The organism is Blastomonas sp. 34TW, assembly GCF_059803595.1.
The window spans coordinates 1-23,523 of sequence record NZ_JAPFGW010000006.1 but is presented as its reverse complement, the minus strand read 5'-3'; the positions used below and the strand labels follow the sequence as shown (position 1 = coordinate 23,523).

Sequence of the window (23,523 nt, the reverse complement as noted above, 5' to 3'; positions counted from 1 at the left end):
CCTTCAGCCGCTGCGCTGGTCGACCAGCCTGCCGCCCTTGAACAGCGCGAGACAGCGGCCCTGCACCGGCAGCTTGTCGAACGGCGTGTTGCCCGCAGCCGCCGCCATCTTGCCCGAATCGACCTGCCACGGACGGTCGGGATCGATCAGCACGATATCCGCCTCGTGCCCGGTGCGCAGCGCCCCCGCCTGGACGCCGAGCAGCTTGGCCGGGTTGGCGGCGATCAGGTCGAACAGTCGTCCGGTCGAGATCAGGCCATCGCGCACCAGCCCCAGCGACAGCGGCAGCAGCGTTTCCGCCCCCGCCATACCGGGCGCGGCATCGGCAAAGGGCAGGCGCTTGTCCTCGGGCCCGCGCGGGTCGTGGCCCGACGCGATGACATCAATCGTGCCGTCCTTGACCGCTTCGAGCGCGGCCTGGCGATCATCCTCGCTGCGCAGCGGCGGCGAGAGTCGCGCGAAGGTGCGGAACCCGCCGAGCGCCACATCGGAGAGGAACAGGTGCGCTGGCGTGATTCCGGCGGTGACGCTCAGCCCCTCGGCCTTGGCCGCGCGGATCAGCGCCAGCCCGCCGCGCGTCGTCACCTGGCGGAAATGGACGCGGGCGCCCGTCATCCGCACCAGCGCCAAGTCGCGCGCGATGGCGATGCTCTCGGCCTCGGCGGGCGCTTGCGGCAGACCGAGCCGGGTTGCCATCTCACCTGAAGTGGCCACCGCCGTGCCCGACAGGCCATGGTCCTGGCTGTGCATGATCAGCGGCAGAGCCAGCATCGCGCAATATTGCATCAGCCGGTGCATCACCCCGGTATCGACGATCCAGCGCCGACCGGTGGCGACCGCGCGCGCGCCTGCTTCCTGCATCAGCGCGATCTCGGCCATCTCGGCACCCGCCAGATCGCGCGTCGCAGCGGCGAGCGGGTGAACCCAGAAATCCGGCTTGCCCGAATAGGCGGCAAAGCGCACCCGGGCCGGATGATCGAGCGGCGGGTTCTGATCGGGCATCAGCGCCGCGCGGCTGATCCCGCCGAAATGAAAGGCGGGCAGGTCGATCGCGAACACGCCGAGGTCGACCAGGCCCGGCGCGATCAGCGCGCCTTTGGCATCGTGGATGCGGTCGTCCGCGCCCGGCGTGATGCTGCCGATCTCGGCGATGCGGTCGCCCAGCACGCGAATGCCGCCCGGTACGGGTTCTGCTTCGCCGGGCAGCACCAGGCGCCCATTGACGATGCTCAGCGGAGCCAGCGGCGTCTTGCTCATGCCCAGCCCTCCATGCCGCGGCGTCTGCGGGTCAGCACGTCGAGGCACGCCATGCGCATCGCGACCCCCATCTCGACCTGATCGGTGATCGCAGAGCGCTGGACATTGTCGGCGATATGGCTGTCGATCTCGATCCCGCGATTCATCGGCCCGGGATGCATCACCAGCGCGTCGGGCTTGGCCAGCGCCAGCTTGGCGTCGGTGAGCCCGTAAAGGTGGCGGAACTCGCGCGGCGAGGGAATGAATTGGCCCTGCATCCGCTCGTTCTGCAGCCGTAGCATCATCACGACATCCGCGCCATCAAGAGCCTCGGCAAAGCTGCGGCAGGGGGTGCCGCCCATCGATTCGACCGCAGGCGGCATCAGCGCCGGGGGCCCCGCGACGCGCACGTCAGCGCCCAGCGTGGAAAGGCAGATCATGTTCGATCGCGCGACGCGACTGTGCAATATGTCGCCGCAGATGGCGACGCGCAGCCCGGCGATCTGCCCCTTGCGGCGGCGGATCGTCAGCGCATCGAGCAGCGCCTGGGTCGGGTGTTCGTGCGTGCCGTCGCCGGCGTTGAGCACCGGACAGCCCACCTTGTCGGCGATCAGTTGCACCGCGCCCGAGCTGCCATGGCGGATAACGATGGCATCGGCGCGCATCGAATTGAGCGTTACCGCCGTGTCGATCAGCGTCTCGCCCTTCTTCACGCTCGATTGCGCGGCGTGCATGTTGACCACGTCCGCGCCCAGGCGCTTGCCCGCGATCTCGAACGACAGCAGCGTGCGCGTCGAGTTTTCGAAGAACGCGTTGATCAGCGTCAGGCCCGCTAGCCTGTCGTCGTGCTTGCTCGCCTGGCGGTTCAAATCGACCCATTGCTCGGCCTCGTCGAGCAGGAACTCGATCTCCCAGGGCTGGAGCCCTGCGATTCCCAGCAGATGCCGGTGCGGAAAGGCCATGGCGCCGGGCGGGTAATCGCTGGCAGGGCGGCGGGCGGAGGGCGTGTTCGGCGATGTCATTAAAGGCGAGCGTCTAGGACCGAATCGGCTTTGGCTCAAGCCCGCGTTTTCTGCTGTGGACAGGGGAGCTGACTGTCGCAATGATGCGCTGACAAGAATGTAAGCGAGGGGATTCTGGATGGAACTGGTAACCGAAGGCCTGCGCTTTCCTGAAGGGCCGGTGGCGATGCCAGATGGTAGCGTCGTATTGGTCGAGATCGAGCGCGGCTGCGTCACGCGCGTCGCGCCTGATGGCACGCAGCATGTCGTGGCGCAGCTGGGTGGGGGCCCGAATGGCGCGGCGATCGGTCCCGATGGCAAGCTCTATGTCTGCAACAATGGCGGCTTCCATTATGTCGAGCGCGCAGGCCTGCTGATCCCGCATGGCCAGCCCGACGATTATTCCGGCGGAAGGATCGAGCGCGTGGACCTCGAGACCGGCGCCGTCGAGACGCTCTACAAGTCGGGCGATTTCGGCTGCACGCTGCGCGGGCCCAATGACATCGTGTTCGATGATGCCGGCGGCTTCTGGTTCACCGATCACGGCAAGACCCGGCGGCGCGAGCGCGACGTGACCGGCGTGTTCTATGCACGCGCCGATGGCTCGCTGCTCAAGGAAGTCATCTTCCCGATGGAAAATCCCAACGGGATCGGGCTCTCGCCTGACGGCAAGACGCTCTATGTCGCGGAGACCTATACCTGCAAGCTCTGGGCCTATGACATTGCTGCGCCCGGCGAGATCGCGTTCAGCCAGGGGTTGCTCGGGCCGGGCGGCACCTTTCTCTATAGCCCGTCGGGATACACGTTCTTCGATTCGCTGGCGGTCGATGGCGCGGGCAATGTGTGCGTCGCCACCATCGGCCAGAGCGGGATTTCGGTGGTGTCTCCGGATGGCGAGCTGGTCGAGTTCGTCGCGACCGACGATCCGTTCACGACCAATATCTGCTTCGGCGGGCCGGACTTGAAAACCGCGTACATCACGCTCTCGGGCACCGGCAGGCTGGTCAAGATGGACTGGCCACGCGGCGGGGCAAAGCTGAATTATCTGAATGCTTGATCGTCATTCCCACGAAGGCGGGGATCCCGCTTTGCGGTCGTGCACGATGGGACAAGCGGGACCCCCGCCTTCGCGGGGGTGACGAAGACTGGAATTCTTGGATTGAGGGACAACCATATGACCGACCAACGCTGGGCGATCGATATCGACCGTGACACTATCGCTGACGCTCGCATCGTCGAGGAGCCGCAGGCCGACCTGCCCGAAGGCGCGATCGAGGTGAAGCTCGACCTCTACGCGATGACCGCGAACAACGTGACCTATGCGGTGTTCGGCAAGCCGCTCGGCCTGTTCGGCAACGATCAGGGCTATTGGGATTTCTTCGCTGAGCGCGAAGCGCCGGGCCGGTTGCCCGTCTGGGGCTTTGCCACGGTGAGCCGCAGCAGCCATCCGGATGTCGCGGTGGGCACGCGCTATTACGGCTATTATCCGATGGCGAGCCATGCGGTGCTGCATCCGGGCCGGGTCAGCGCCAACGGCTTTACCGACATGACCCCGCGGCGCAGCACCTTGCCGATCATCTACAACCAGTATCAGAGGCTCGATGCGCTGGGGGACTATCGGGCGCAGGATCACGACTACTGGCCGGTCTTCCGCCCGCTGTTCCTCACCGGCTGGCTGATTGCCGATCAGCTCGAGGACGAAGGCGATTATGCTGCGCAGCAAATCCTGGTCGCGAGCGCGTCGAGCAAGACCGCGATTGGCCTGGCCCACGCGCTGAAGCAGCGCAGCGGTGGGCCGCAGATCGTGGGGCTCACCAGCGCGGGCAACGTCGCCTATGTCGAGCAGCTCGGGCTCTATGACCGGGTCGTCGCGTATGACGGTATTGCTGCGATGGACGCCAGCGTGCCGAGCGCAATGGTCGACATGGCGGGCAACCCCAAGGTCGCGGCAAGCGTCCACAACCATTTCGGCGATGCGCTGAAAGCTTCGATCGTTGTCGGCAAGTCGCATTGGGATGCCAATGATGACGCTGGGGCCATCGCAGGCCCGCCGCGTCAGATGTTCTTTGCCCCGGGCCGCAGCGAAAAGCGAATTGCCGAATGGGGCCCTGACGGGTTCCGCCAGAAGCTCGAAGCGGCCTGGCTCGGTTTTGCCGATCTTGCGCCCAAGCTGTTGTTGATCGACAAGCGCCAGGGGGCCGAGGCTGCACTCGCCGCCTATGCCGAGACGATTGCGGGCAAGGCCGATGCGAAAGCGGGTCTGGTCATCGTTCCATGAGCTTCGAAGCCGTCATTTTCGATTTCGGCGGGGTGATTACTTCGTCGCCGTTCGAGGCGTTCAACCGGCTCGAGGCCGAACGCGGGTTGCCGCGCGATTGCGTGCGGCGGATCAACGCGACCAACCCCGACGACAATGCCTGGGCACGGTTCGAGCGGGCGGAGATCGATGCGAGCGCGTTCGATAGCGCCTTTGCCGAAGAGGCGGCGGCGCTGGGACTCGCGATCCGGGGCAGCGATGTCATCTCCTGCCTGGCAGGCGATGTACGCCCCCGCATGGTCGCCGCGCTCGATGCGCTCAAGGCGGAAGGGCTGACCATCGGCTGCATCACCAACAATGTCCGCGCGGGCAAGGGATCGGCGATGGTGTTCGACGATGCGCGCGCCGCCGAGATCGCGGCGATCATGGCGCGGTTCGACCATGTCATCGAAAGCAGCAAGGCAGGCGTACGCAAGCCCGATCCGCGCATCTATGCGATGATGTGCGAGGCGATCGGCATCGCCCCGGCGGCGTGCATCTATCTCGACGATCTGGGGGTGAACTGCAAACCCGCAGCGGCACTGGGCATGGCCGCGATCAAGGTGAGCGGCGAGGATCAGGCGCTCGCCGATCTGCGCGCGCTGCTGGGTCGGCCGGAAAGCTGGCCCGGCTGATGCGATTCTGGGGGGCACTATTGCTGGCTGCGGCGGCGACCCCGGCTTCGGCCGATCAGGGGACGGTCGTGGTCGTCGGCGGTGCTTTGGCGGACGACAATGCGGATGTTTATGACGCTCTGGTCAAGGCGATGCCCGCAGGCTCGCCGACGGTCGCGATAATTCCAGCTGCTTCTGGCATTATCGGGCGATCGGTGCCCCGGGCGATCAAGGCGTTTGCTGCGCATGGTATCGATCCCGCCCGGATTGCTACCGTCCGGGTTGCGATAGCGGATGATCCCGATACGCCCGAGACCGATGAATCCGCCTGGGCCGATGGTGCGCGCGATGCGTCAGAAGTTGCCAAACTGGCCGATGCGGGGCTGATATGGATGTTGGGTGGCGATCAGATGCGGATCATAGCCGCGTTGGTGAACGATGACGGCAGCGACACACCTATGCTCGCGGCGATGCGCAAGCGGCTCGAAGCGGGCGCGGTGATCGGAGGGACCAGCGCGGGCGCAGCGGTGATGGGCGAGCATATGATCGCCTGCGGCAGCCCCGAGGTGGCGCTGACCGCACCCGTCTCGCGCGATTTCAAAGATTGCGACAGTAGGGCCGAGGACGCCCGCGACGTGCCGCTGGTGCTGGGCCGCGGCTTGGGATTCCTTCCCGGCATCGTGTTCGACCAGCATTTCAGTCAGCGCGCACGGCTGACGCGGCTCATTCGAGCAGTGGCCTGTATCGAAGCGGACGCGGTGACCGGGATCGGGATTGATGAGGACACAGCCTTTGTCTTCGACATCGGGCACGAGACCGGCATTCCGGTGGGGCGCGGCACCATCACTGTCGTTGATCCATCAGAGGGGCACCGGTCCTGCGACAATGCGGTGATGGAAAATGTCCGCTTCGCGCGCTTCCCGGCGATGAAGGAATAGCCGCGTGGACAATTTCACCCACAGCCTTGCCGGATGGGCGCTGGGCCAAGCAGGGCTCAAGCGGCTCACGGGGCTCGCGGTGCCGACGCTGATCATCGGGGCCAATTTGCCCGATATCGATGCGGTGCTGAGCGTGCTCGGCACCCAGTCGCTGGCGCTGCGACGCGGCGTGACGCATGGGCCGATCGCGCTGCTGCTGCTGCCTATCTTGCTCACGGTGGCAATGGTCTGGTTCGACCGCTGGCAGGTGCGGCGGCGCAAGCGCCCGCAGAGTCGCCTGCCGGTGCGACCAGGCTCGCTGCTGCTGCTCGCCTATATTGGCACGCTGTCGCATCCGGCGCTCGATTATCTCAACAATTACGGCATCCGCCTGCTTGAGCCCTTCGCGCCGCGCTGGTTTTTTGGCGATACCTTGTTCATTGTCGATGCCGTGCTGTGGACGATCCTGCCGCTCGGCATCTGGCTGTCGCGCAAATGGGAGGCTGCGGGGCGGCCGGGCTGGGAACGGCCCGCGCAGGCGGTGCTGGTTCTGGCCTTGCTCTACATCACGGGCAACTATGCACTCTCGAGCCATGCCGAGGCGCAGGTGGCGCAGAGGCTGGAGACCGAACGCGGCATCAGCCCCGATCTGGTGATCGCCAATGCGGTGCCCGTGCTGTTCTGGCAGCGCGCGATGCTGTGGCGCGGCGATGCGATGATCGGGCGCGGGGCCTATGACGCTCTGGGCACCCCAGCACTGACGCTGCAGCCGGGCAGCGCGGCGACCAACATGGCCAGTCCCTGGGTCGCGCGCGCCGCCGCACAAAATGCTGATGCGCGGGCCTTTTTGTTCTGGGCGCGGATGCCATATGCACGGCTGACCGACATATCGGGGGGCAAAAGGGTGGTTCTGCGCGACGCGCGCTTCGACAGTTCACCGATTGCCGACCGATTCACGGTCACAGTCGATGTGAAGGACAATCCATGACCCGCCCCGTGATCGTCTGGCTGCGCCGAGACCTGCGCCTTGCCGACCAGCCCGCTTTCGCCGCCGCCGCCAAGGCAGGCCCGGTGATCCCGATCTATGTGCTCGATGACGAGACGCCGAAACACCGCAAGATGGGTGGCGCATCGCGCTGGTGGCTGCACCACAGCCTTGCGTCGCTGGCGGCCGATCTCGAGAAAATCGGTTCTCGCCTGATCCTGAAGCGCGGCGTCGCCGCCGATGTGCTGGCGAAGCTGGCAAAAGAGACCGATGCCGCCGCGATCCACTGCCTGCGCCATTACGAGCCCTGGTGGCGCAATGCCGAGCGCGCACTCAAGGACAAGCTGCCTGAGGGCTGCACGCTCGAATGCCACCACGGCAACTACCTTATGCCGCCGGGATCAGTGACCACGGGTAGCGGCCAACCTTACAAGATCTACACGCCCTTCTGGCGCGCGCTGGCGCAGCACATGCCGCCGCCCGCGCCGGTGCCGGCTCCGAAGAGGCTCGATGCGCCGGAAAACTGGCCCGAGAGCGACACGCTTGGCGACTGGGCGCTGCTGCCGACCAAGCCTGACTGGGCCAAGGGTTTTGCGGAGGAATGGACGCCGGGCGAGGCGGGCGCAGCGGAGCGGCTCGAGCAGTTTCTGGACCGCGCACGGCACTATGATGAGCAGCGCAACCTGCCTTCGGTCGAAGGCACCTCGCGCCTCTCTCCGCATCTGCATTTCGGCGAGATCTCGCCCGCCACCGTCTGGCACGCGACGATGGAGGCAGGCGGCTCGGTCGAGACCTTCCTCAAGGAACTGGTCTGGCGCGATTATGCGCAGAACGTGATCCTGCAATATCCCGATTATGCCAAGGCCAATGCCCGCGACGGGTTCGAAAAATTTCCCTGGCGCAATCCTTCGGACAGCGATGTCGCAGCCGATATCAAGGCCTGGCAGCAGGGACGCACCGGCTATCCGCTGGTCGATGCCGGGATGCGCCAGCTCTGGGCGACCGGATGGATGCACAACCGCGTCCGCATGGTCACCGCCTCGTTCCTGATCAAGCATCTGCTGGTCGACTGGCGCGAGGGCGAAAAGTGGTTCTGGGACACGCTGGTCGATTCCGATTACGGCTCCAACGCCACCAACTGGCAATGGACCTCGGGCACCGGTGTCGATTCGAACATGTTCGTGCGGATCATGGCGCCGCTCACCCAGTCGGAGAAGTTCGATGCGGCCGGCTATATTCGGCAATGGGTGCCTGAACTGGCCGGTCTGTCGGACAAGGCGATCCACGATCCCGAGGCGGCGGGCAAATATGTGAAGGGCTATCCCAGGAAGCTGATCGGGCATAAGGAAGCCAGGGAACGGGCGCTGGCCGCCCATGCAAAGATAAAGTCGTGAGAGGAGAGAAGGTTATGCGGGTCTGGACGAGTTTTGCAGCAGCCTGTGCGCTGGCCATCGGCGCGGGTGGCGTCGCGATTGCAAAAGATGAGGCGGCACCGGCGGTCAAGTCGATCACCCAGATGAGCCCGGCTGAACTCGAAAAGGTCCGCACCGCCGGCGCGCAGATCCTTTTCTGGTCCGATGCGCAGCGCGCAGCGAACTTCCGCGCCATGGAGGCGCAGTTCCCCGGCACTACGGCGCAGCACGGCACCCCGCGTGCGTTGCCCAAGGGTGAACCGCTCGCCATTACCGATGCCGAGGTCGAAGCCTTCATGGCCGCGCAGAATGTCGCGGGCCTGATGGTGATCCAGGACGGCAAGGTGCGGCTCGAGAAATACGGGCTGGGGATGAAGCCCGAGGACCGCTGGACCAGCTTCTCGGTCGCCAAGTCGTTCACCTCGACGCTGGTCGGGGCGGCGGTGAAGGATGGTTTCATCGCCTCGATCGACGATCCGGTGACCAAATATGTGCCTGAACTCAAGGGCAGCGGCTATGACGGCGTTACGGTCAAGCAGATCCTGACCATGACCTCGGGCGTCAAGTGGAACGAGGATTATACCGACCCGAACAGCGACGTTGTGAAGATGCTCTCCGTGCCCGTGGGCCCTGGAGAGGACCCCAATACCGCTTACCTCAAGACTTTGCCGCGCGAGGCCGAGCCCGGAACCAAATGGGTTTACAAGACGGGTGAAACCAACCTCATTGGCGTGATCGTCCAGCGTGCGACGGGCAAGACGCTGACCGAATATGCGCAGGAGAAGATCGTCAAGCCGGCGGGCTTCGAGGGCGACCTGTTCTGGATGGTCGATTCCGCCGGGCAGAATGTCGGCGGCTGCTGCCTCTCGATCCGGCTGGCCGATTATGCCCGCATGGGACTGTTCGCGCTCGAAGGCGGCAAAGGCCAGGTGCCCGATGGCTGGTTTGCCGAGGCGGGCAAGGAACAGGCGCCGATCGGCCTGCCGGGCTTCGGCTATGGCTATCAGTGGTGGACCTATCCGGGCGGCGCCTGGGGCGGGCAGGGCATTTTCGGCCAAGCGATCCTGATCGTTCCGCAGAAGAACCTTGTCGTTGCGGTGGTGAGCAACTGGCCCAAGGCGAGCGGCGGCGATCTGCGCGTACCGCAACTGCAATTCTTCCAGAAGCTCGCCATGGCGGCGAATTGAGGACCGCTTGATGACCGATGACAGCCGCCTCCATGCCGAACTCCAGTCTGCGGGCATCGCCTTCGACCAGGTCGAGCATGAGGCGGTGTTCACCGTGCTCGAAAGCAGTTCGATCGAGCGCGCCATCCCCGGAGCGCACACCAAGAACCTGTTCCTCAAGGACACCAGCGGCCAGTTTTATCTGGTCACCGTGCTCGCGGAAAAGCAGGTCGATCTGGGCGCGCTCCGGCATCTGGTGGGGGCAGGGCGGTTCAGCTTCGGCTCGGGCGACGAGATGGTCGAACTGCTCGGCATCACGCCCGGATCGGTGACGCCGCTCGCCGCGTTCAACGACAAGGCGGGCAAGGTACAGCTGGTGCTCGACGAGGTGCTGGCGGCGCAGCCGCGCGTCAACGTCCATCCGCTGCGCAATACCGCGACGCTCGGGCTGTCGGGCCTCGATCTGGTGCGGCTGCTGGTGCGCTGGCGGCATGCACCGCTGATCGTTCCGGTGCCGAACAAGGCACCGGCGGCCGAGCCGTCACAAAATTGATGGTGGGCGCGGACGCATGCATGCGATAACGCTATCGGAATGACCCAGGTCGCAGCCCGCCCGCTGATCGACGGCTTTGCCCGCCGCATCAGCTATGTCCGCCTGTCGGTAACCGACCGGTGCGATCTGCGCTGCGCCTATTGCATGCCCGAACGCATGCAGTTTCTGCCCAAGGCGGAGGTGCTCAGCCTCGAGGAACTGCACCGGCTATCGCTTGCTTTCATCGAGCGCGGCGTGTGCAAGATCCGGCTGACCGGGGGCGAGCCGCTGGTGCGGCGCGACGTGATGACGCTGGTGCAACGGCTGGGACGCGAGATCGGCCACGGTCTCGACGAGCTGACGCTGACCACCAACGGCACCCAGCTTGCCGAACATGCCGCCGCTTTGGCCGATGCAGGGGTGCGGCGGATCAACGTGTCGCTCGACACGCTCGACCGCGCGCTGTTCGCGCGTCTCACGCGGCGCGATGCGTTGGACAAGGTGCTTGCCGGTATCGACGCCGCGGACCGGGCGGGGCTGAAGATAAAGATCAACGCGGTCGCGCTCAAGGGGCTCAACGAGCACGAGCTTCCTGCGCTGATCGGCTGGGCGCATGGCAAAGGCCATGACGTGACGCTGATCGAGGTGATGCCGCTGGGCGAGGTCGAGGAAGACCGGTTCGACCATTATCTACCCTTGCCGCAGGTGCGCGACACACTCGAGCAGCGCTGGACTCTGACGGCCAACGACCACAGGACCGGCGGGCCGGCGCGTTATTTCGACATTGCCGAAACCGGCGGGCGGCTCGGCCTGATCACGCCGCTGACCAACAATTTTTGTGCCGGATGCAACCGGGTGCGGGTCACCGCAACCGGTCAGATCTACATGTGCCTCGGCCAGAACGACCGGGTCGATCTGCGCGCGGCGATGCGCGGGCCGGACAGCGATGCCGCACTCGACGCCGCGCTGACGCGCGCGATCCGCGCCAAGCCCGAGAGGCACGATTTCCGCATCGACGCACCAGGCGGCGCGCCTGCGCTCGCGCGGCACATGTCGACCACCGGCGGCTGACCGCGCGATGGCGAAACTGCTGTTCTTCGGGCGGCTGGGTGATCTGGCGGGAGGGATTGAGCGGTCAATCACGCTGTCCGAGCCGCACAGCGTGGCCGCGCTGATCGGCGTGCTGGAGGCGGGCGACAGGCTGCTCGGCAGCGCGCTGCTGGAAGACCGGCTGCGCTATGCGCTGAACGGCACGATCGTCGATCGCGATGCGATGGTCGCGGATGGCGACGAGCTCGCCTTTCTGCCGCCGGTCAGCGGAGGTTGAGATGCTCAGGCGCGTCACGATCGCCGCTGCACCATTCGATCCCGAGACGGACATCGCCGCGTTCCGCAAGGCGTTGAACCATTCAGGCGCGATCGTCACCTTTATCGGGCAGGTGCGCGCCTCGAGCGGCGATGGCAGCGTGACGACGCTCAGCCTGCAGCATTATCCGGGCATGACCGAGCGCGGCATCGACGCGATGCTCGATCAGGTTGCCGAGCGGTGGCCGCTCGAGGCGGTGCTGGTAATTCACCGGGTTGGCGACATGCAACCGCACGACCCGATCGTGCTCGTCGCGACGGCAAGCGCACATCGGCGCGCCGCATTCGAGGCGGCGGATTTTCTGATGGATTATCTGAAGAGCCGCGCGCTGTTCTGGAAGAGCGAGACAGGCGCAAACGGCAAGGTCTGGATCGAGCCGCGCGACGAGGACTATGCCGATGCCGCGCGCTGGGATCGGGAAGCGCCGGGCGGGCGCTGATCGTTCAGCAGTCCCGCCCGGGCTTTGATCAGTTGACGGCAGCCGGAACCTGAAGGTTCGGCACCTTGCCGTCGGCAGCCTGCTGCGCGAACAGGTCGCGCATGTTCTGCAGCGAGAACAGGTGAGCGTAGATCAGCGGCAGAGCGCCATTCTGGTTGAGCTTGCGCAGCTCGTCACCGCGCAGTTCGCGCAGCTTTTCCTCGTTCACCATCTGGAAGCCCTGATAGACGAAAGGCTGTGCCAGCGTCGGGTGCTCGATCTTCAGCTCGCCGTCCATCAGCAGGTCGTGCTTCTTGAGCTCTTCCATGAAGAAGGCGGTGCCCTGAACGGCGCGCTCGAAATCCTCGCAGAACTGCAGGATGTTCTTGGTGGTCTGGCTCGGCTGATCGCCGTCGAACAGCGCTTCGCCTTCCTCGAACTCGCCCAGCGCTTCGCAGGTCGGATCAAAGCACAGCGAAAGCTCCTGCGAATCCGGACGCAGGCGCGCGAGCATGAACGGATAGCGACGCACATAGGCGGGGACATAGGCCGGCTTGCGATACTTGCCGTCATCGTCGAGGAACACGTTGACGCCTTCGTTCATGCCCATCAGCGCCAGCGGAACCGGGTCCGGACCCGCCGAGAAGATGATCGGATAGGCGCGCTGCGCCTGGCTGAATTCCTCGGCCGTCAGCGGAATGGCGTGCTGGTTCTTCAGGAAATGCGCGCCTTCCAGCGTCCGCGAGCGGAACTTTGCATGGTCCTGGGAATTGAGCGGCACCAGATCGTTGAAAAGGACCGGCAGGTTGGTGGCTTGCGGCGCACTGGCCATGAAATAATCTCCGCTGACAATATGATTTTATCGGTAGAACCGGATTACGCGCCTTAAGTGGCTGGCAGGCGGCGCGCAAGAGGAACTCGCCGTCAACGCGGCGTCAAAGCGGAACGAGCTTGCCGGGATTCATGATCCCCTTGGGGTCGAAGGCCTGTTTGATCGCCTTGAGTGCCATCAGGCGCGCAGGATCGCTCAGCCGGCCCAGCTCGTCGCGCTTCATCTGGCCGATGCCATGCTCGGCACTGATCGATCCGCCCGCCGCCACGACCAGATCATGGACGAAACCACTGATTTCCTTGCCGGGGTGCTCGGGCCAGGTGGCGCGGTCCGATCCCTTGGGGGCCGCAACATGGAAATGGACATTGCCATCGCCCATATGGCCGAAAGCGGCGACTTCGGTGCCGGGGAAACGCCGTTCCACTTCGGCCCCTGCTTCGATGATGAAGCGGGCCATGTCAGCCACCGGAACGCTGATGTCGTGCTGCATCGCCGGGCCCTCGGTGCGCTCGGCCTCGGAAATCGAATCGCGCAGCTTCCAGAACGCCTCGGCCTGCGATTCGCTCGATGAAATCGCTGCGTCCTGCACCAGGTCGCGCTCGAAGGCTTCGGCCATCAGCGCTTCGGCCAGTTCCTGCGGTGGCGGTGCGGCGGAATCGTCGCGCGCGAATTCTATCAGCACATGCCAGGGATGCGTGGATCCGAGCGGAGCGCGTGTGCCGGGAATGTGATGCAGCACATTGGTGAGGCAACGCTGGGGGACGATCTCGAAACCCTCCATCTCGCGGCCCGCGCGCGCCTCGAGCATCAACAGCAGTTCACGCGCTGCCAGCGGCGACTTTACCCCGGCCCAAACCACGGCGCGGTCGATCAACGCGGGGACCAGCTTCAGCGTCGCGGCAGTGACGATGCCGAGCGTGCCTTCGGCACCGACGAGCAAATGCCGGATGTCGTACCCGCGATTGTCCTTCTTGAGCGTGGCGAGGCCGTTATAGATCGAGCCATCGGGAAGTACCGCTTCCAGCCCCTCGACCAGCGCGCGCATCGTGCCGTGGCGCAGCACCTGGGTGCCGCCGGCATTGGTCGAAACGAGGCCACCGATGGTGGCGGAGCCCTTGCCCCCCAGCGTCAGCGGGAATCGCAGCCCCTTTGCGGCGACCGCCTCGTGCAGCGTCTGCAGCACCACGCCTGCCTCTGCGACCACCGTGCGCGCGGCAGAGTCGATGGCGCGGATCGCGTTCATCCGCCGCGTGCTGAGCAGCAGGGCGCTGCCACCGGAATCGGGCGTTGCGCCGCCGACCATACCGCTATTGCCGCCCTGGGGCACGATCGGCGTCCCGGTCTCGCTCGCCAGGCGGACAATCTCGGCGAGTTCCTGAGTATTGGCGGGAGCGACCATCGCCATCGCTGCGCCGTGATAGCGCCCGCGCCAGTCGGTCAGCCAGGGGGCCAGGTCCTGCGCATCGGTGGTGAGTCCTTTCGGGCCAAGCAGCGCGGCAAGCCGATCGGTCAGTTCGGGGCGTTCAAGGGTGTCGGTCATGGCTCGCGTGATACACCTGCTGCCTCATGCCGACAATCGGCTGGGATGCCATGGCACCGGTGGCAAAAATGACACAGCCCGCGACAAAACGAGGGGTGAGCGAGGCTGAACGGCATCGTTAATCCACCGTTCAATCGCCCGGGCTAACCCGGGCTGCAGGGGCTAAACGGGTCTGGAGGTTCGCCGCGCGCGGCCATGGCATATGTCGAATCCTTGCTGGGGTTGCTGTTGCTGAGTTCGCTGCCATTGGCAGACGAGCGGCGCAGTCCCGTGGGCGACACGGAGCCCGTCGTTCCGGCGCAGCTGGGCGAGATGCTCGATCCGCGGCCCGATGTCGTGGCACAGGTCCGCATCGAGCAGCGGATCATCATCCGCGTTCCGCGCCAGTCGCTCTCGCGCTCTTCGCTGATGGCCGACATTGCACCGCCCCGCCGCGCGCCGAGGCCCGAGCCGCCGAAGTTCGAACGGCGCAAGGTCGGCAAGTGCCTGGCGATGCGCGATGTCTCGGGCGTGCGGGTGATCAACGACGACATGCTGGTGCTGTTCATGCGCGACCAGCGGATGATCGAGGCCGAGCTGGAGAAATCGTGCAGCGCACGCGAATTCTATCAGGGCTTTTACATGGAACGCAGCGGCGATGGCCGGCTGTGCGTCGATCGCGATTTGCTGCAGGCGCGGTCGGGCAGCAAGTGCGAGGTCAACAAGCTGCGGCAGTTGGTCCCTGAGGATTGATTTCGCCCCGTGATTCCGGCGCAGCAAGGTTGACTTTCGGGCGATGTTTGCGCATGGCGCCTGCGTGGCCGATGGCCCGGCATGAATGGCGTGACGACAACTGACGCGCCGCTGCCCTTATTTCGGATATTCTATGATATTTGCCGATCTCGGCCTTTCCGACAAGTTGATCCAGGCCGTAACCGATTCCGGCTATACCACCCCCACGCCCATTCAGGCGCAGGCCATCCCCCCGGTGCTGATGATGCGCGACCTGATCGGCATCGCGCAGACGGGGACGGGCAAGACGGCGAGCTTCGTGCTGCCGATGATCGACATCCTGGCCGAGGGCCGCAGCCGCGCCCGCATGCCGCGCTCGCTCATTCTTGAGCCGACGCGCGAACTCGCCGCGCAGGTCGCCGAGAATTTCGAGAAATACGGCAAGTATCACAAGCTCTCGATGGCGCTGCTGATCGGCGGCGTGTCGATGGGCGATCAGGTCAAGGCGCTGGAAAAGGGCGTCGATGTGCTGATCGCGACCCCGGGCCGCCTGATGGACCTGTACGATCGCGGTAACATCCTGCTCACCGGGTGCAACCTGCTGGTGATCGACGAAGCCGACCGGATGCTCGACATGGGCTTCATCCCCGATATCGAGACGATCTGCACCCGGCTGCCCGCGCAGCGCCAGACCTTGCTGTTCTCTGCAACTATGCCTCCGCCGATCAAGAAGCTGGCGGACAAGTTCCTCACCAACCCCAAGTCGATCGAGGTTGCGCGCACCGGCAGCGCCAATGCATCGATCGAGCAGGGCAAGGTGCGCGTCTCGTCGCGGCGCAAGCGCGATACGCTGTTCAATATGCTCGATGCCGGCGTGCAGACCGCGATCGTCTTTTGCAACCGCAAGACCACGGTGCGCGATCTCAACAAGGCGCTGCGCCAGGGCGGGTTCGACAGTGGCGAGATCCATGGCGACATGGAACAGAGCGCGCGCCTCGCCGAGCTGGAAAAGTTCAAGAACGGCACGATCAACATCCTGGTCGCATCGGACGTCGCCGCGCGCGGCCTCGACATCAAGGGCGTGAGCCATGTGTTCAACTATGACGCGCCCTGGCATCCGGACGATTATGTCCACCGCATCGGCCGCACGGGCCGCGCGGGCGCGACCGGCAAGGCCTTCACCTTCATCACCGAAGACGATGCCGAGGCGCTCGCCAATATCGAGAAGCTGATCGGCACGACCATTCCCGAAGTGGTGGTTGAGGGCGTCGAGGCACCCGCGCAGGATGACAATCCGCGCGACAAGCCCGCCAAGGGACGTGCGCCCCGCAAGAGCGAGAAACGCAAGCCCGCAGAACGCAAGGCGCGCGAGGAAAAACCGCGCGACGAGAAGCCGCGTGCGGAAAAGTCGCGCGACGATCGCCGCAAGCCTGCGCGGCCGCGCCGCGAGGAACGCGACGACGGACCCGATGACGGCTGGAATGGCCCGATGCCGGACTTTCTCTCGGTGGGCTTTGGCACGACCTAAGCGAATTCGCTCGAGAGTTTACGCGCCCGCGTCACCCTTGCGTGCCTTGTCGAGCAGGCCTGCGAGCGAGGCCGTCGCGCTACCGCGGCGTGCGGGCTTGGGCTGATCGGGCGAGGGCGCCCAGCCGCTGAGATACACGATCTCGAACCGCTCGGGCGTCTTGCCGTCGCCATCGGCGTCTTCGGCAAAGAGCTGCATCGCCGCGACTAACCCAAGTTTTCCGATCGCCGGGCCTGAAGCGGCGAGCGTATTGGTCCAGCCATGCGCGCGAAGATCGGCAATCAGTGCAGGCAACGAGGAATATCGCGCCATCAGCGTATCACTGTCCGCCACCGGCATGGCAAAGCGGGCGCGCTGAAGCAGGTCGCCCGCCGCACGCACGTCGATCTGCGGATGAATGCGCGCGGCGACCCCGCGCCCGCCCGCCTCATCCGCAGAGAGCATCGCCGCCTTGAGCCGCGGGAGCGAGCCCGCGCCGATCATCGCAGCCATCATCAGCCCGTCGGGGCGCAGTGATCGGTTGATCTGGATGAGCGCGCCGGGAAGATCGTTGACGCTGTCGAGCGTGCCCAGCGCGATCACCAGATCGAAGCTCGCCGGTTCAAAGGGCAGCAGGTCCTCGTCGCACTGCACGTCGCGTCCGATCGGCCCTGCCAGCGTCACGCGAATGCCCCGTGCGTCCAGGGCTGCCATCAGGCCGGGCGGGGCCATGCCCAGCACCAGCGCATCGTGAAAATCGCGCGTCACCCATGAGAGTCGCTCGACGATCTCGTCCGCCATATGCTCAGCAAGGAATGCACCGGTCTGCCGTGCCAGCCGTTCGCCGCGCGCCATCGCAAGCCGGCGGCGGTGCGGCGAGAAGAGCTGGCGGGGGGCGCTATCCTGGTTCATCGCGGCCTTGTGCCGATGCGCGCGCCGCGCGACAAGGGGGCATGTCGCTTGCCACCGCCCTGCGCCCGCTGGTCGATCTGGTGCTGCCCCCGCGCTGCCCCGGCTGCGGCGTGCTGGTCGAGGACGACCTGCAATTCTGCCCTGAGTGCTGGAATGCCCTGCGCTTCATCAGCGATCCCAGTTGCGCATCGTGCGGCAAGCCTTTCTCGGAAGGGCGCGATGCCGATCTGATCTGCGCCGAATGCCTGGCAAATCCACCGCTGCACGATGGCATCAAGGCGGCGGTGCTATACGACGACCTGTCGCGCTCGATCGTGCTCAAGCTCAAGCATAGCGGCAAGATCGGCCTGGCGCGGCTGGTCGCGCGGCATCTGCAACGGCATATCCCCGAAGACAAGGCCGATCTCGTGCTGATCCCGGTGCCATTGCACCGGTGGCGGCTGTGGCGTCGGGGGTTCAACCAGTCGATCCTGATCGCGCGCGAACTGGCGCGGCCGCATGGCCTGACGGTCGAGACCGATGTGCTGCGCCGCATTCGCGCCACGCCGCCGCTCAAGGGCATGACGCGCAAGCAGCGCGGACTGGCGGTGCGCGGGGTGTTCGATATCCCCAAGGACAGGCGCGAGCGCATCCGGGGCAGGCACGTGCTGCTGATCGATGATGTCTACACCACCGGCGCGACCTCGCGCGCATGCGTGCGGTTGCTCAAGCAGGCAGGCGCGGCCAGCGTGACCATCTTCTGCTGGGCGCGGGTGCTGCGCGAGGGCGACGAGGGCGCGGATATGTGACAGGCCCGTGGTCCGGCTGTTGCATTTCCGCGCAAAACGCCCAAATATCCGGGGCGGAGGACGCATTCATGGCCAAGGTCGAAATCTATACCAAATTTACCTGTCCCTATTGCTTCAGGGCGAAGTCGCTGCTGAGCAAGAAGGGCGTGGACTTCGACGAGACCGAAGTGTCGATGGGCGGCGAGCCCAAGGCCGAGATGATCCGCCGCGCCGGTGGGCGCACCACCGTGCCGCAGATCTTCATCGACGGCCAGCATATCGGCGGATCGGATGATCTGGCGGCGCTCGACCGCGAGGGCAAGCTTGACCCGCTGCTGGGGCTGTGACCACGGACCGATTGCGATGAAGATTGCTGTGCTACAGATGACAGCAGGGATAGACCCTGCGGACAATGCGCGCACGCTGGTGCAGGCGGTGCGCGATGCGAGGGCGGGCGGCGCGGACATGCTGTTCACGCCCGAAATGTCGAACCTGATCGACCGCAACCGTGCGCGGGCGGGCGAGACGATCCGCGGCGAAGACGAGGATGTCGTGCTGGTCGCGGTCCGCGCTGCAGCAGCTGAACACCGGATCTGGGTGCATCTGGGATCGCTGGCGGTCAAGGGCGACGCCCCAGACGCCAAATGGCGCAACCGCGCGTTCGTGATTGCGCCCGATGGCAGCATCGCCGCGCGCTATGACAAGATCCACCTGTTCGATGTCGACCTTGCCTCGGGCGAGAGCTGGCGCGAATCTGCCGTTTATGAAGGCGGCGAGCAGGCGGTCGCAGTGAGGTTGCCCGAGGCGGTGCTGGGCCTTTCGATCTGCTACGATATCCGCTTTTCCGCGGTGTTTGCCGCTTTGAGCCGCGCCGGAGCCGACATCATCGCGGTCCCGGCGGCGTTCACCGTGCCGACCGGACAGGCCCACTGGCATGTGCTGCTGCGCGCGCGGGCGATCGAGAATGCGTGCTTCGTCGTCGCCGCCGCGCAGACTGGCGATCATGCGGACGGTCGCAGCACCTATGGGCATAGCCTGGTGATCGATCCCTGGGGCGAGATTCTGCTCGACATGGGCGAGGAGCCGGGCCTTGGCTTTGCTGTACTCGACCTGGCGCGCATCGCCGATGTGCGTGCGCGGGTGCCGGTGATCGCCAACCGCAGGCCGGTCGCGGAGGCGGTATTGCCGTGATCGTCTACGACCTCAAATGTGCGAACGACCATGTATTCGAGGTCTGGTTCGCCTCGAGCCAGGCTTATGAGGAGCAGCGTGCGCGCGGCCTCGTCGCCTGCGCGTTCTGCGGATCGACCGAGGTCGGCAAGGCGGTGATGGCGCCGAGGCTGAACGCCAAGGGCAATCAACGCGATGCCAGCCTGCCTGCGGTGATCGATGCTCCGAGCACGCCATCGCCCGTCAGCATCAGCAATGCGCCCGCTTCTGCGCCAGCCCCCGCCGAGATCGCCAAGCTGCAGGCGGTGCTGCACGCGCTGGCCCAGGCGCAGGCCAAGGCGCTCGAACAGTCGACCTGGGTGGGCAGGGACTTTGCCGACCGCGCGCGTGCGATGCATTATGGCGAGGAAGACCATGCGCCGATCCACGGCCAGGCCGATCCCGACGAGGCTGCTGCGCTGGTCGAGGAGGGCGTCGCCGTCGCGCCGCTGCCGTTCCCGGTCATCCCGCCCGACGCCAAGAACTGACGCGAATATCGTTCGAAACCGGCGCTGCCGAAACGATTGCCTTGCCGCCCCCGCTTGGCTAAACCGCAGCGCAGTGCGCCCGTAGCTCAGCAGGATAGAGCATCAGATTCCTAATCTGGGGGCCACAGGTTCGAATCCTGTCGGGCGCACCATCCCCTCATCTGCCGCATCAGTCCGCCCGCCGCGCCAGCTCCTTCGCCGCATAGGCGACCGGGTCTTCGACATCTGCCGGTATCAGGATATCGGGGGCGATGCCGTGCGGGTCGACCGGATCGCCCGGCAGCCGCAGCGAGCGGGTCGTGGCCCAGTGGAGCTCGAACCGGCCCGAGGGGGCGGGCATGCCCATCATCTCGCCATAATCGATCACGCCGGCGGAATTCTCCTGCCCCATCAGCACGACCTTGCGGCTCTGCCGCGCGTCCATGATGAATTTCTCGGCCGAGCTTCCGGCGCGGTCGATGAGCACCGCGATGCGTGCCGGATTGGGCAGCACCTGGTCCAACCGGACAATCTCCACCGCCGGTTCGCGCGGCAGGAAAACCTGGCTGGCCGATTGCATCCGCTGGCTCTCGCTCGCCAGCAGGCGTGCCGCTTCGGGCGAGGCGCTTTCCAGCGTACGTGCCGTTTCGCCGCGCAGCCGGGCATTGTCGGCGCTGACGCGCAGTTCGACGCCAATCCGCCAGATCGGGCGGGTGTAGAGATAGGGCAGCACCGGATCATAGGTGAAGTCGGACCCACCGCCATTGCCGCGAACATCGATGATGAGCTGCGGTGTCCGCTCCAGCTCCGCGGCATTGTCCGCGATCAGCTTGCGGATCGCATCGAGATGGCTGGCATGAAACGAGGGGAGCCGAAGATTCAGGGTGGCGTCGTCGATCCGCTCGAGCAGGAACGCGTCGCCCGGCCATCGGCGCTCTGCTGCCTTCTGCGCTTCAGGGGTCGCCTGCACGCGCCGCCACTGGCCGAGCTCGTCCACGTCCAGGACATCGCCGTTGCTGCGAAGGCGTGCCTGCAGCGCAACCTCGGTTCGGTCGCCGGCACCATAGAGCAGGGCATAACTGCCATCGGCAGCACGCGTCAGCACCGCCTTGACCTCGCCGGGGGTCCAGGTCTCGGCCGCAGTGGACAGGATGACGGCGTCGAATATCTGCGCCGAGCGGTCACGCCGCAGCACGGCCAGACGATAGCGATCATCGATCAGCCACAGCCCCTCTACCGGATCGGCCGCTGTGCCCAAGGCGTTCAGCCTGGCGAGCGCGGTCTTTTCGTCGAGCGCGCGCCGCCGCGTTTTCCATGGCGGCGTCTCTGGCGCTGAGGCCCATTGCAACTGAAGATGACCATCATCGAACCAGGCGAGCCATTGTTTCAGACTCTGGCGAAAGTCGGCCTCGTCGCCTGATGCGACCTGCGCCCGGAGACGCGCCGTCAATGCATCGAGTTCGGCCTTGCGTTCGCCCTCGGTCTTGGTGGGCCAGCCCGAGTAGTTGCGCTCGATCGCTGCGGTCAGCCAGTCGAAATCGGCGAGATTGGCCGAGGGTGTTGCAGCCTCGAGGCGGCCGCCGGCAAGCGCCATCAGCCCCAGAAGGAGCAACAGGCGAAACAGGAAGGGGCGCAGGCGGCGGTGGAGAAGGGGGAGTGCGGTGATCATCGTCGTCCATCATCCGGATAGCGGTTTTGTATCAGTGCAGCGCCGATTGCGTGTCAACCTGAGCGCGGGAGCGAGGTTCAGCCCGGAAGGGCAGCGTTTTTCGCAAACCGGCAACCGCCCGGCGACAACACGCTTCGTGTGCCGCCGCCCCTTGCCGTGCCGACACCATACCCGAGCAACAGCCAAGGCGCCTCGAAACGGTGCTGGCGGCACAGCCCGGCGATCCTGTCCGTTAACCCATATTCCCCGCCTCCGAGCGTACCGTAGTTATACCGTATTTAGGGTTTTGTTTACGACACAAGCACTTATTCGACCCCATAGTTTAATGGGGATTGGGCCATGGACACGGCATCGGCAAATCAGGACAGGCTTTCTTTCTTCGGTATCGATAGTAAGGACTATAAAAGCTTTCCGCGCATACTGAAACTCCTGCAGAAGCACGCGCCGGAAGCGCTCGCCGATTTTTACGAAAAGATCGCCGCAACGCCCGAGGTCGCCAAGTTCTTCAAGTCGAAACAGAACATGGACCATGCTCGCGACAAGCAGCTTAACCATTGGGTTCAACTTTTCTCGAACGAGATCGGCGAGAACTATTTCGGAAAGGCCGAGCAGATCGGCAGCGTGCACGCCAAGATCGGACTTGCGCCGACCTGGTATATCGGCGGCTATGCCATGGTGCTCGAACAGCTGATCCATGAGGCGGTCGCCAGTTCGCCGCTGGCACGGCTGGCGGGCAACAATCTGGGCAAGGTGATCGGTACGCTGGTCAAATGCGCCCTGCTCGACATGGATATTGCCCTTTCCAGCTACTTCCGTGCGGAGGAAGCCCAGCGCCTGGCCGTCATCTCCCAAGTCGGCCAGGCGCTGGAATCGCTCGCGAAAGGCGATTTCACCGTCCGTCTCGAAGGACTGCCGCCCGCCTTTGCCAAGGTGGAGCAGGATTTCGACTTCATGCGCACCCGGATCAGCGAAACGCTGACCCAGGTCTCGCAGACCGCAGAGAGCATCAACACCGGCTCGATCGAGATCAGCCAGGCATCGGACGACCTGTCTTCACGCACCGAGCAGCAGGCGGCCTCGCTGGAGCAGACCGCCGCGGCAATGGATCAGCTGACAGGGGGCGTGCGCGAAACCGCTGATGGCGCAGCGCATGTCAACCGTTCGGTGGCCGAAGCGCATTCGGACGCGACGCGCGGCGGTGCGGTCGTCAAGGAAGCGGTCGCGGCGATGGACGATATCGAGCGGTCCGCGCAGGAAATCGCCAAGATCATCAACGTGATCGATGGCATTGCCTTCCAGACCAACCTGCTGGCCTTGAACGCAGGGGTCGAAGCTGCACGCGCGGGCGATGCAGGCAAGGGCTTTGCCGTGGTCGCCAACGAGGTGCGCGCGCTGGCGCAGCGCTCGGCCGATGCCGCCAAGCATATCAAGGAGCTGATCAGCGAGAGCTCGCGTCAGGTCAATCGCGGGGTGGAACTGGTCGGTCAGTCGGGCGAGGCGCTCGACAGCATCGTCGGCAAGGTGGCCGAGATTGCCAGCCTCGCCGCAAACATTTCCGAGCTTGCCGCCGCACAGTCGAACAGTCTGCAGCAGGTGAACACTGCGGTCAGCGAGATGGACAAGATGACGCAGCAGAATGCCGCGATGGTCGAGGAATCGACCGCCGCTGCGCGCAGCCTGGCAACCGAGGCCGATCAGCTGACCGGGCTTGTCTCGCGCTTCTCGCTGGAGGGCGGCCCCGTCGCGCGGGGATCGACGGTGCGTGAAATGCCCCGGCATGCCATATCGCGCCGTCCCGCCAGACCCGCTGCTCGAACCATGACGCAGGGCAATCTCGCCATGGCCATCACCACCGATCCCTCCGAGGACTGGTCGGAATTCTAAGGGGCCGATGGCAGGGGCACATGCACCATGCGTCATCCCATGTCGCCAACGGCGCCCAGCCGATGTGCCGATAGCGCTATCG

General features: G+C 65.3%; 24 protein-coding genes and 1 tRNA gene. 19 read left to right on the top strand and 6 right to left on the bottom strand.

Features of this window, described 5'->3' with window-relative positions:
* Positions 1–3 precede the first annotated feature (3 nt).
* The gene (locus tag OPU69_RS09300) at positions 4–1,257 is read right to left on the bottom strand and encodes a dihydroorotase (protein ID WP_498510564.1); all 1,254 of its coding nucleotides are present in this window, start codon (positions 1,255–1,257) and stop codon (positions 4–6) included.
* Positions 1,254–2,198: an aspartate carbamoyltransferase catalytic subunit gene (locus tag OPU69_RS09295; protein ID WP_060977908.1), complete on the bottom strand. Its 945-nt coding sequence runs from the start codon at positions 2,196–2,198 to the stop codon at positions 1,254–1,256. The genes OPU69_RS09300 and OPU69_RS09295 overlap by 4 nt, the downstream gene beginning before the upstream one ends.
* A 178-nt stretch (positions 2,199–2,376) precedes the next feature.
* On the opposite strand from OPU69_RS09295, the gene OPU69_RS09290 reads away from it, so the two are divergent.
* The 11 genes from OPU69_RS09290 (at position 2,377) to OPU69_RS09240 (ending at position 11,964) form a co-directional block, all read left to right on the top strand.
* The gene (locus OPU69_RS09290) at positions 2,377–3,294 is read left to right on the top strand and encodes an SMP-30/gluconolactonase/LRE family protein (RefSeq protein WP_060977839.1); all 918 of its coding nucleotides are present in this window, start codon (positions 2,377–2,379) and stop codon (positions 3,292–3,294) included.
* Positions 3,295–3,411: 117 nt separating this feature from the next.
* Positions 3,412–4,515: a DUF2855 family protein gene (locus OPU69_RS09285; protein WP_498510562.1), complete on the top strand. Its 1,104-nt coding sequence runs from the start codon at positions 3,412–3,414 to the stop codon at positions 4,513–4,515.
* The gene (locus OPU69_RS09280) at positions 4,512–5,168 is read left to right on the top strand and encodes an HAD-IA family hydrolase (RefSeq protein ID WP_498510560.1); all 657 of its coding nucleotides are present in this window, start codon (positions 4,512–4,514) and stop codon (positions 5,166–5,168) included. The genes OPU69_RS09285 and OPU69_RS09280 overlap by 4 nt, the downstream gene beginning before the upstream one ends.
* Positions 5,168–6,085 carry a cyanophycinase gene (locus OPU69_RS09275; protein ID WP_498510558.1) on the top strand — a complete coding sequence of 306 codons (918 nt, stop codon included), beginning with the start codon at positions 5,168–5,170 and terminating at the stop codon, positions 6,083–6,085. The genes OPU69_RS09280 and OPU69_RS09275 overlap by 1 nt, the downstream gene beginning before the upstream one ends.
* Before the next feature lie 4 nt (positions 6,086–6,089).
* The gene (locus OPU69_RS09270; RefSeq protein ID WP_060977835.1) at positions 6,090–7,052 is read left to right on the top strand and encodes a metal-dependent hydrolase; all 963 of its coding nucleotides are present in this window, start codon (positions 6,090–6,092) and stop codon (positions 7,050–7,052) included.
* Positions 7,049–8,443, top strand: coding sequence for a cryptochrome/photolyase family protein (locus OPU69_RS09265; protein ID WP_498510556.1), 1,395 nt, complete (start codon positions 7,049–7,051; stop codon positions 8,441–8,443). The genes OPU69_RS09270 and OPU69_RS09265 overlap by 4 nt, the downstream gene beginning before the upstream one ends.
* 14 nt (positions 8,444–8,457) lie before the next feature.
* Positions 8,458–9,648, top strand: coding sequence for a serine hydrolase domain-containing protein (locus OPU69_RS09260; protein WP_099046484.1), 1,191 nt, complete (start codon positions 8,458–8,460; stop codon positions 9,646–9,648).
* A 10-nt stretch (positions 9,649–9,658) separates the two neighbouring features.
* Positions 9,659–10,180, top strand: a complete 522-nt coding sequence (locus tag OPU69_RS09255) for a prolyl-tRNA synthetase associated domain-containing protein (RefSeq protein ID WP_498510553.1) — start codon at positions 9,659–9,661, stop codon at positions 10,178–10,180.
* 39 nt (positions 10,181–10,219) lie between these two features.
* Positions 10,220–11,230 carry a GTP 3',8-cyclase MoaA gene (gene moaA / locus OPU69_RS09250; protein WP_498510551.1) on the top strand — a complete coding sequence of 337 codons (1,011 nt, stop codon included), beginning with the start codon at positions 10,220–10,222 and terminating at the stop codon, positions 11,228–11,230.
* 7 nt (positions 11,231–11,237) lie between these two features.
* Positions 11,238–11,486 (top strand): MoaD/ThiS family protein, encoded by a 249-nt coding sequence (locus OPU69_RS09245; protein WP_060977831.1) that lies wholly within the window; start codon positions 11,238–11,240, stop codon positions 11,484–11,486.
* A gap of 1 nt (position 11,487) precedes the next feature.
* On the top strand, positions 11,488–11,964 hold the full coding sequence (locus OPU69_RS09240) for a molybdenum cofactor biosynthesis protein MoaE (RefSeq protein WP_498510549.1): 477 nt from the start codon (positions 11,488–11,490) through the stop codon (positions 11,962–11,964).
* Between the two features lie 28 nt (positions 11,965–11,992).
* Here the strand turns inward: OPU69_RS09240 and OPU69_RS09235 are convergent, their stop codons facing one another.
* Positions 11,993–12,775, bottom strand: coding sequence for a SapC family protein (locus OPU69_RS09235; protein WP_498510547.1), 783 nt, complete (start codon positions 12,773–12,775; stop codon positions 11,993–11,995).
* A 103-nt stretch (positions 12,776–12,878) separates the two neighbouring features.
* The gene (locus OPU69_RS09230) at positions 12,879–14,315 is read right to left on the bottom strand and encodes an FAD-binding oxidoreductase (RefSeq protein ID WP_498510545.1); all 1,437 of its coding nucleotides are present in this window, start codon (positions 14,313–14,315) and stop codon (positions 12,879–12,881) included.
* Between the two features lie 195 nt (positions 14,316–14,510).
* Between OPU69_RS09230 and OPU69_RS09225 the strand changes: the two genes are divergently transcribed.
* Together OPU69_RS09225 and OPU69_RS09220 are read left to right on the top strand one after the other, a co-directional pair.
* Positions 14,511–15,047 carry a hypothetical protein gene (locus OPU69_RS09225; RefSeq protein WP_060979834.1) on the top strand — a complete coding sequence of 179 codons (537 nt, stop codon included), beginning with the start codon at positions 14,511–14,513 and terminating at the stop codon, positions 15,045–15,047.
* A 133-nt stretch (positions 15,048–15,180) separates the two neighbouring features.
* Positions 15,181–16,554 carry a DEAD/DEAH box helicase gene (locus OPU69_RS09220; RefSeq protein WP_498510543.1) on the top strand — a complete coding sequence of 458 codons (1,374 nt, stop codon included), beginning with the start codon at positions 15,181–15,183 and terminating at the stop codon, positions 16,552–16,554.
* An 18-nt stretch (positions 16,555–16,572) separates the two neighbouring features.
* Here the strand turns inward: OPU69_RS09220 and OPU69_RS09215 are convergent, their stop codons facing one another.
* Entirely contained in the window at positions 16,573–17,445 is an 873-nt protein-coding gene (locus OPU69_RS09215) for a methyltransferase domain-containing protein (RefSeq protein ID WP_498510541.1), read from the bottom strand.
* Between the two features lie 41 nt (positions 17,446–17,486).
* Here OPU69_RS09215 and OPU69_RS09210 point away from each other — a divergent pair, with 41 nt between their 5' ends.
* From OPU69_RS09210 to OPU69_RS09190, 5 genes are all read left to right on the top strand, one after another.
* Positions 17,487–18,233, top strand: coding sequence for a ComF family protein (locus OPU69_RS09210; RefSeq protein ID WP_060979831.1), 747 nt, complete (start codon positions 17,487–17,489; stop codon positions 18,231–18,233).
* A gap of 68 nt (positions 18,234–18,301) precedes the next feature.
* Positions 18,302–18,559: a glutaredoxin 3 gene (grxC, locus tag OPU69_RS09205; protein WP_066274251.1), complete on the top strand. Its 258-nt coding sequence runs from the start codon at positions 18,302–18,304 to the stop codon at positions 18,557–18,559.
* Positions 18,560–18,575: 16 nt separating this feature from the next.
* A complete protein-coding gene (locus OPU69_RS09200; RefSeq protein ID WP_498510538.1) occupies positions 18,576–19,403 on the top strand; it encodes a carbon-nitrogen hydrolase family protein in 828 nt (275 codons plus the stop codon).
* The gene (locus OPU69_RS09195) at positions 19,400–19,909 is read left to right on the top strand and encodes a DUF1178 family protein (protein WP_498510536.1); all 510 of its coding nucleotides are present in this window, start codon (positions 19,400–19,402) and stop codon (positions 19,907–19,909) included. The genes OPU69_RS09200 and OPU69_RS09195 overlap by 4 nt, the downstream gene beginning before the upstream one ends.
* Before the next feature lie 75 nt (positions 19,910–19,984).
* Positions 19,985–20,061 (top strand) — tRNA-Arg (locus OPU69_RS09190).
* Between the two features lie 17 nt (positions 20,062–20,078).
* Here the strand turns inward: OPU69_RS09190 and OPU69_RS09185 are convergent.
* Positions 20,079–21,557, bottom strand: coding sequence for a S41 family peptidase (locus tag OPU69_RS09185; RefSeq protein WP_498510534.1), 1,479 nt, complete (start codon positions 21,555–21,557; stop codon positions 20,079–20,081).
* Positions 21,558–21,896: 339 nt separating this feature from the next.
* Between OPU69_RS09185 and OPU69_RS09180 the strand changes: the two genes are divergently transcribed.
* Positions 21,897–23,441: a methyl-accepting chemotaxis protein gene (locus OPU69_RS09180; protein ID WP_498510532.1), complete on the top strand. Its 1,545-nt coding sequence runs from the start codon at positions 21,897–21,899 to the stop codon at positions 23,439–23,441.
* Positions 23,442–23,523: the final 82 nt, after the last annotated feature.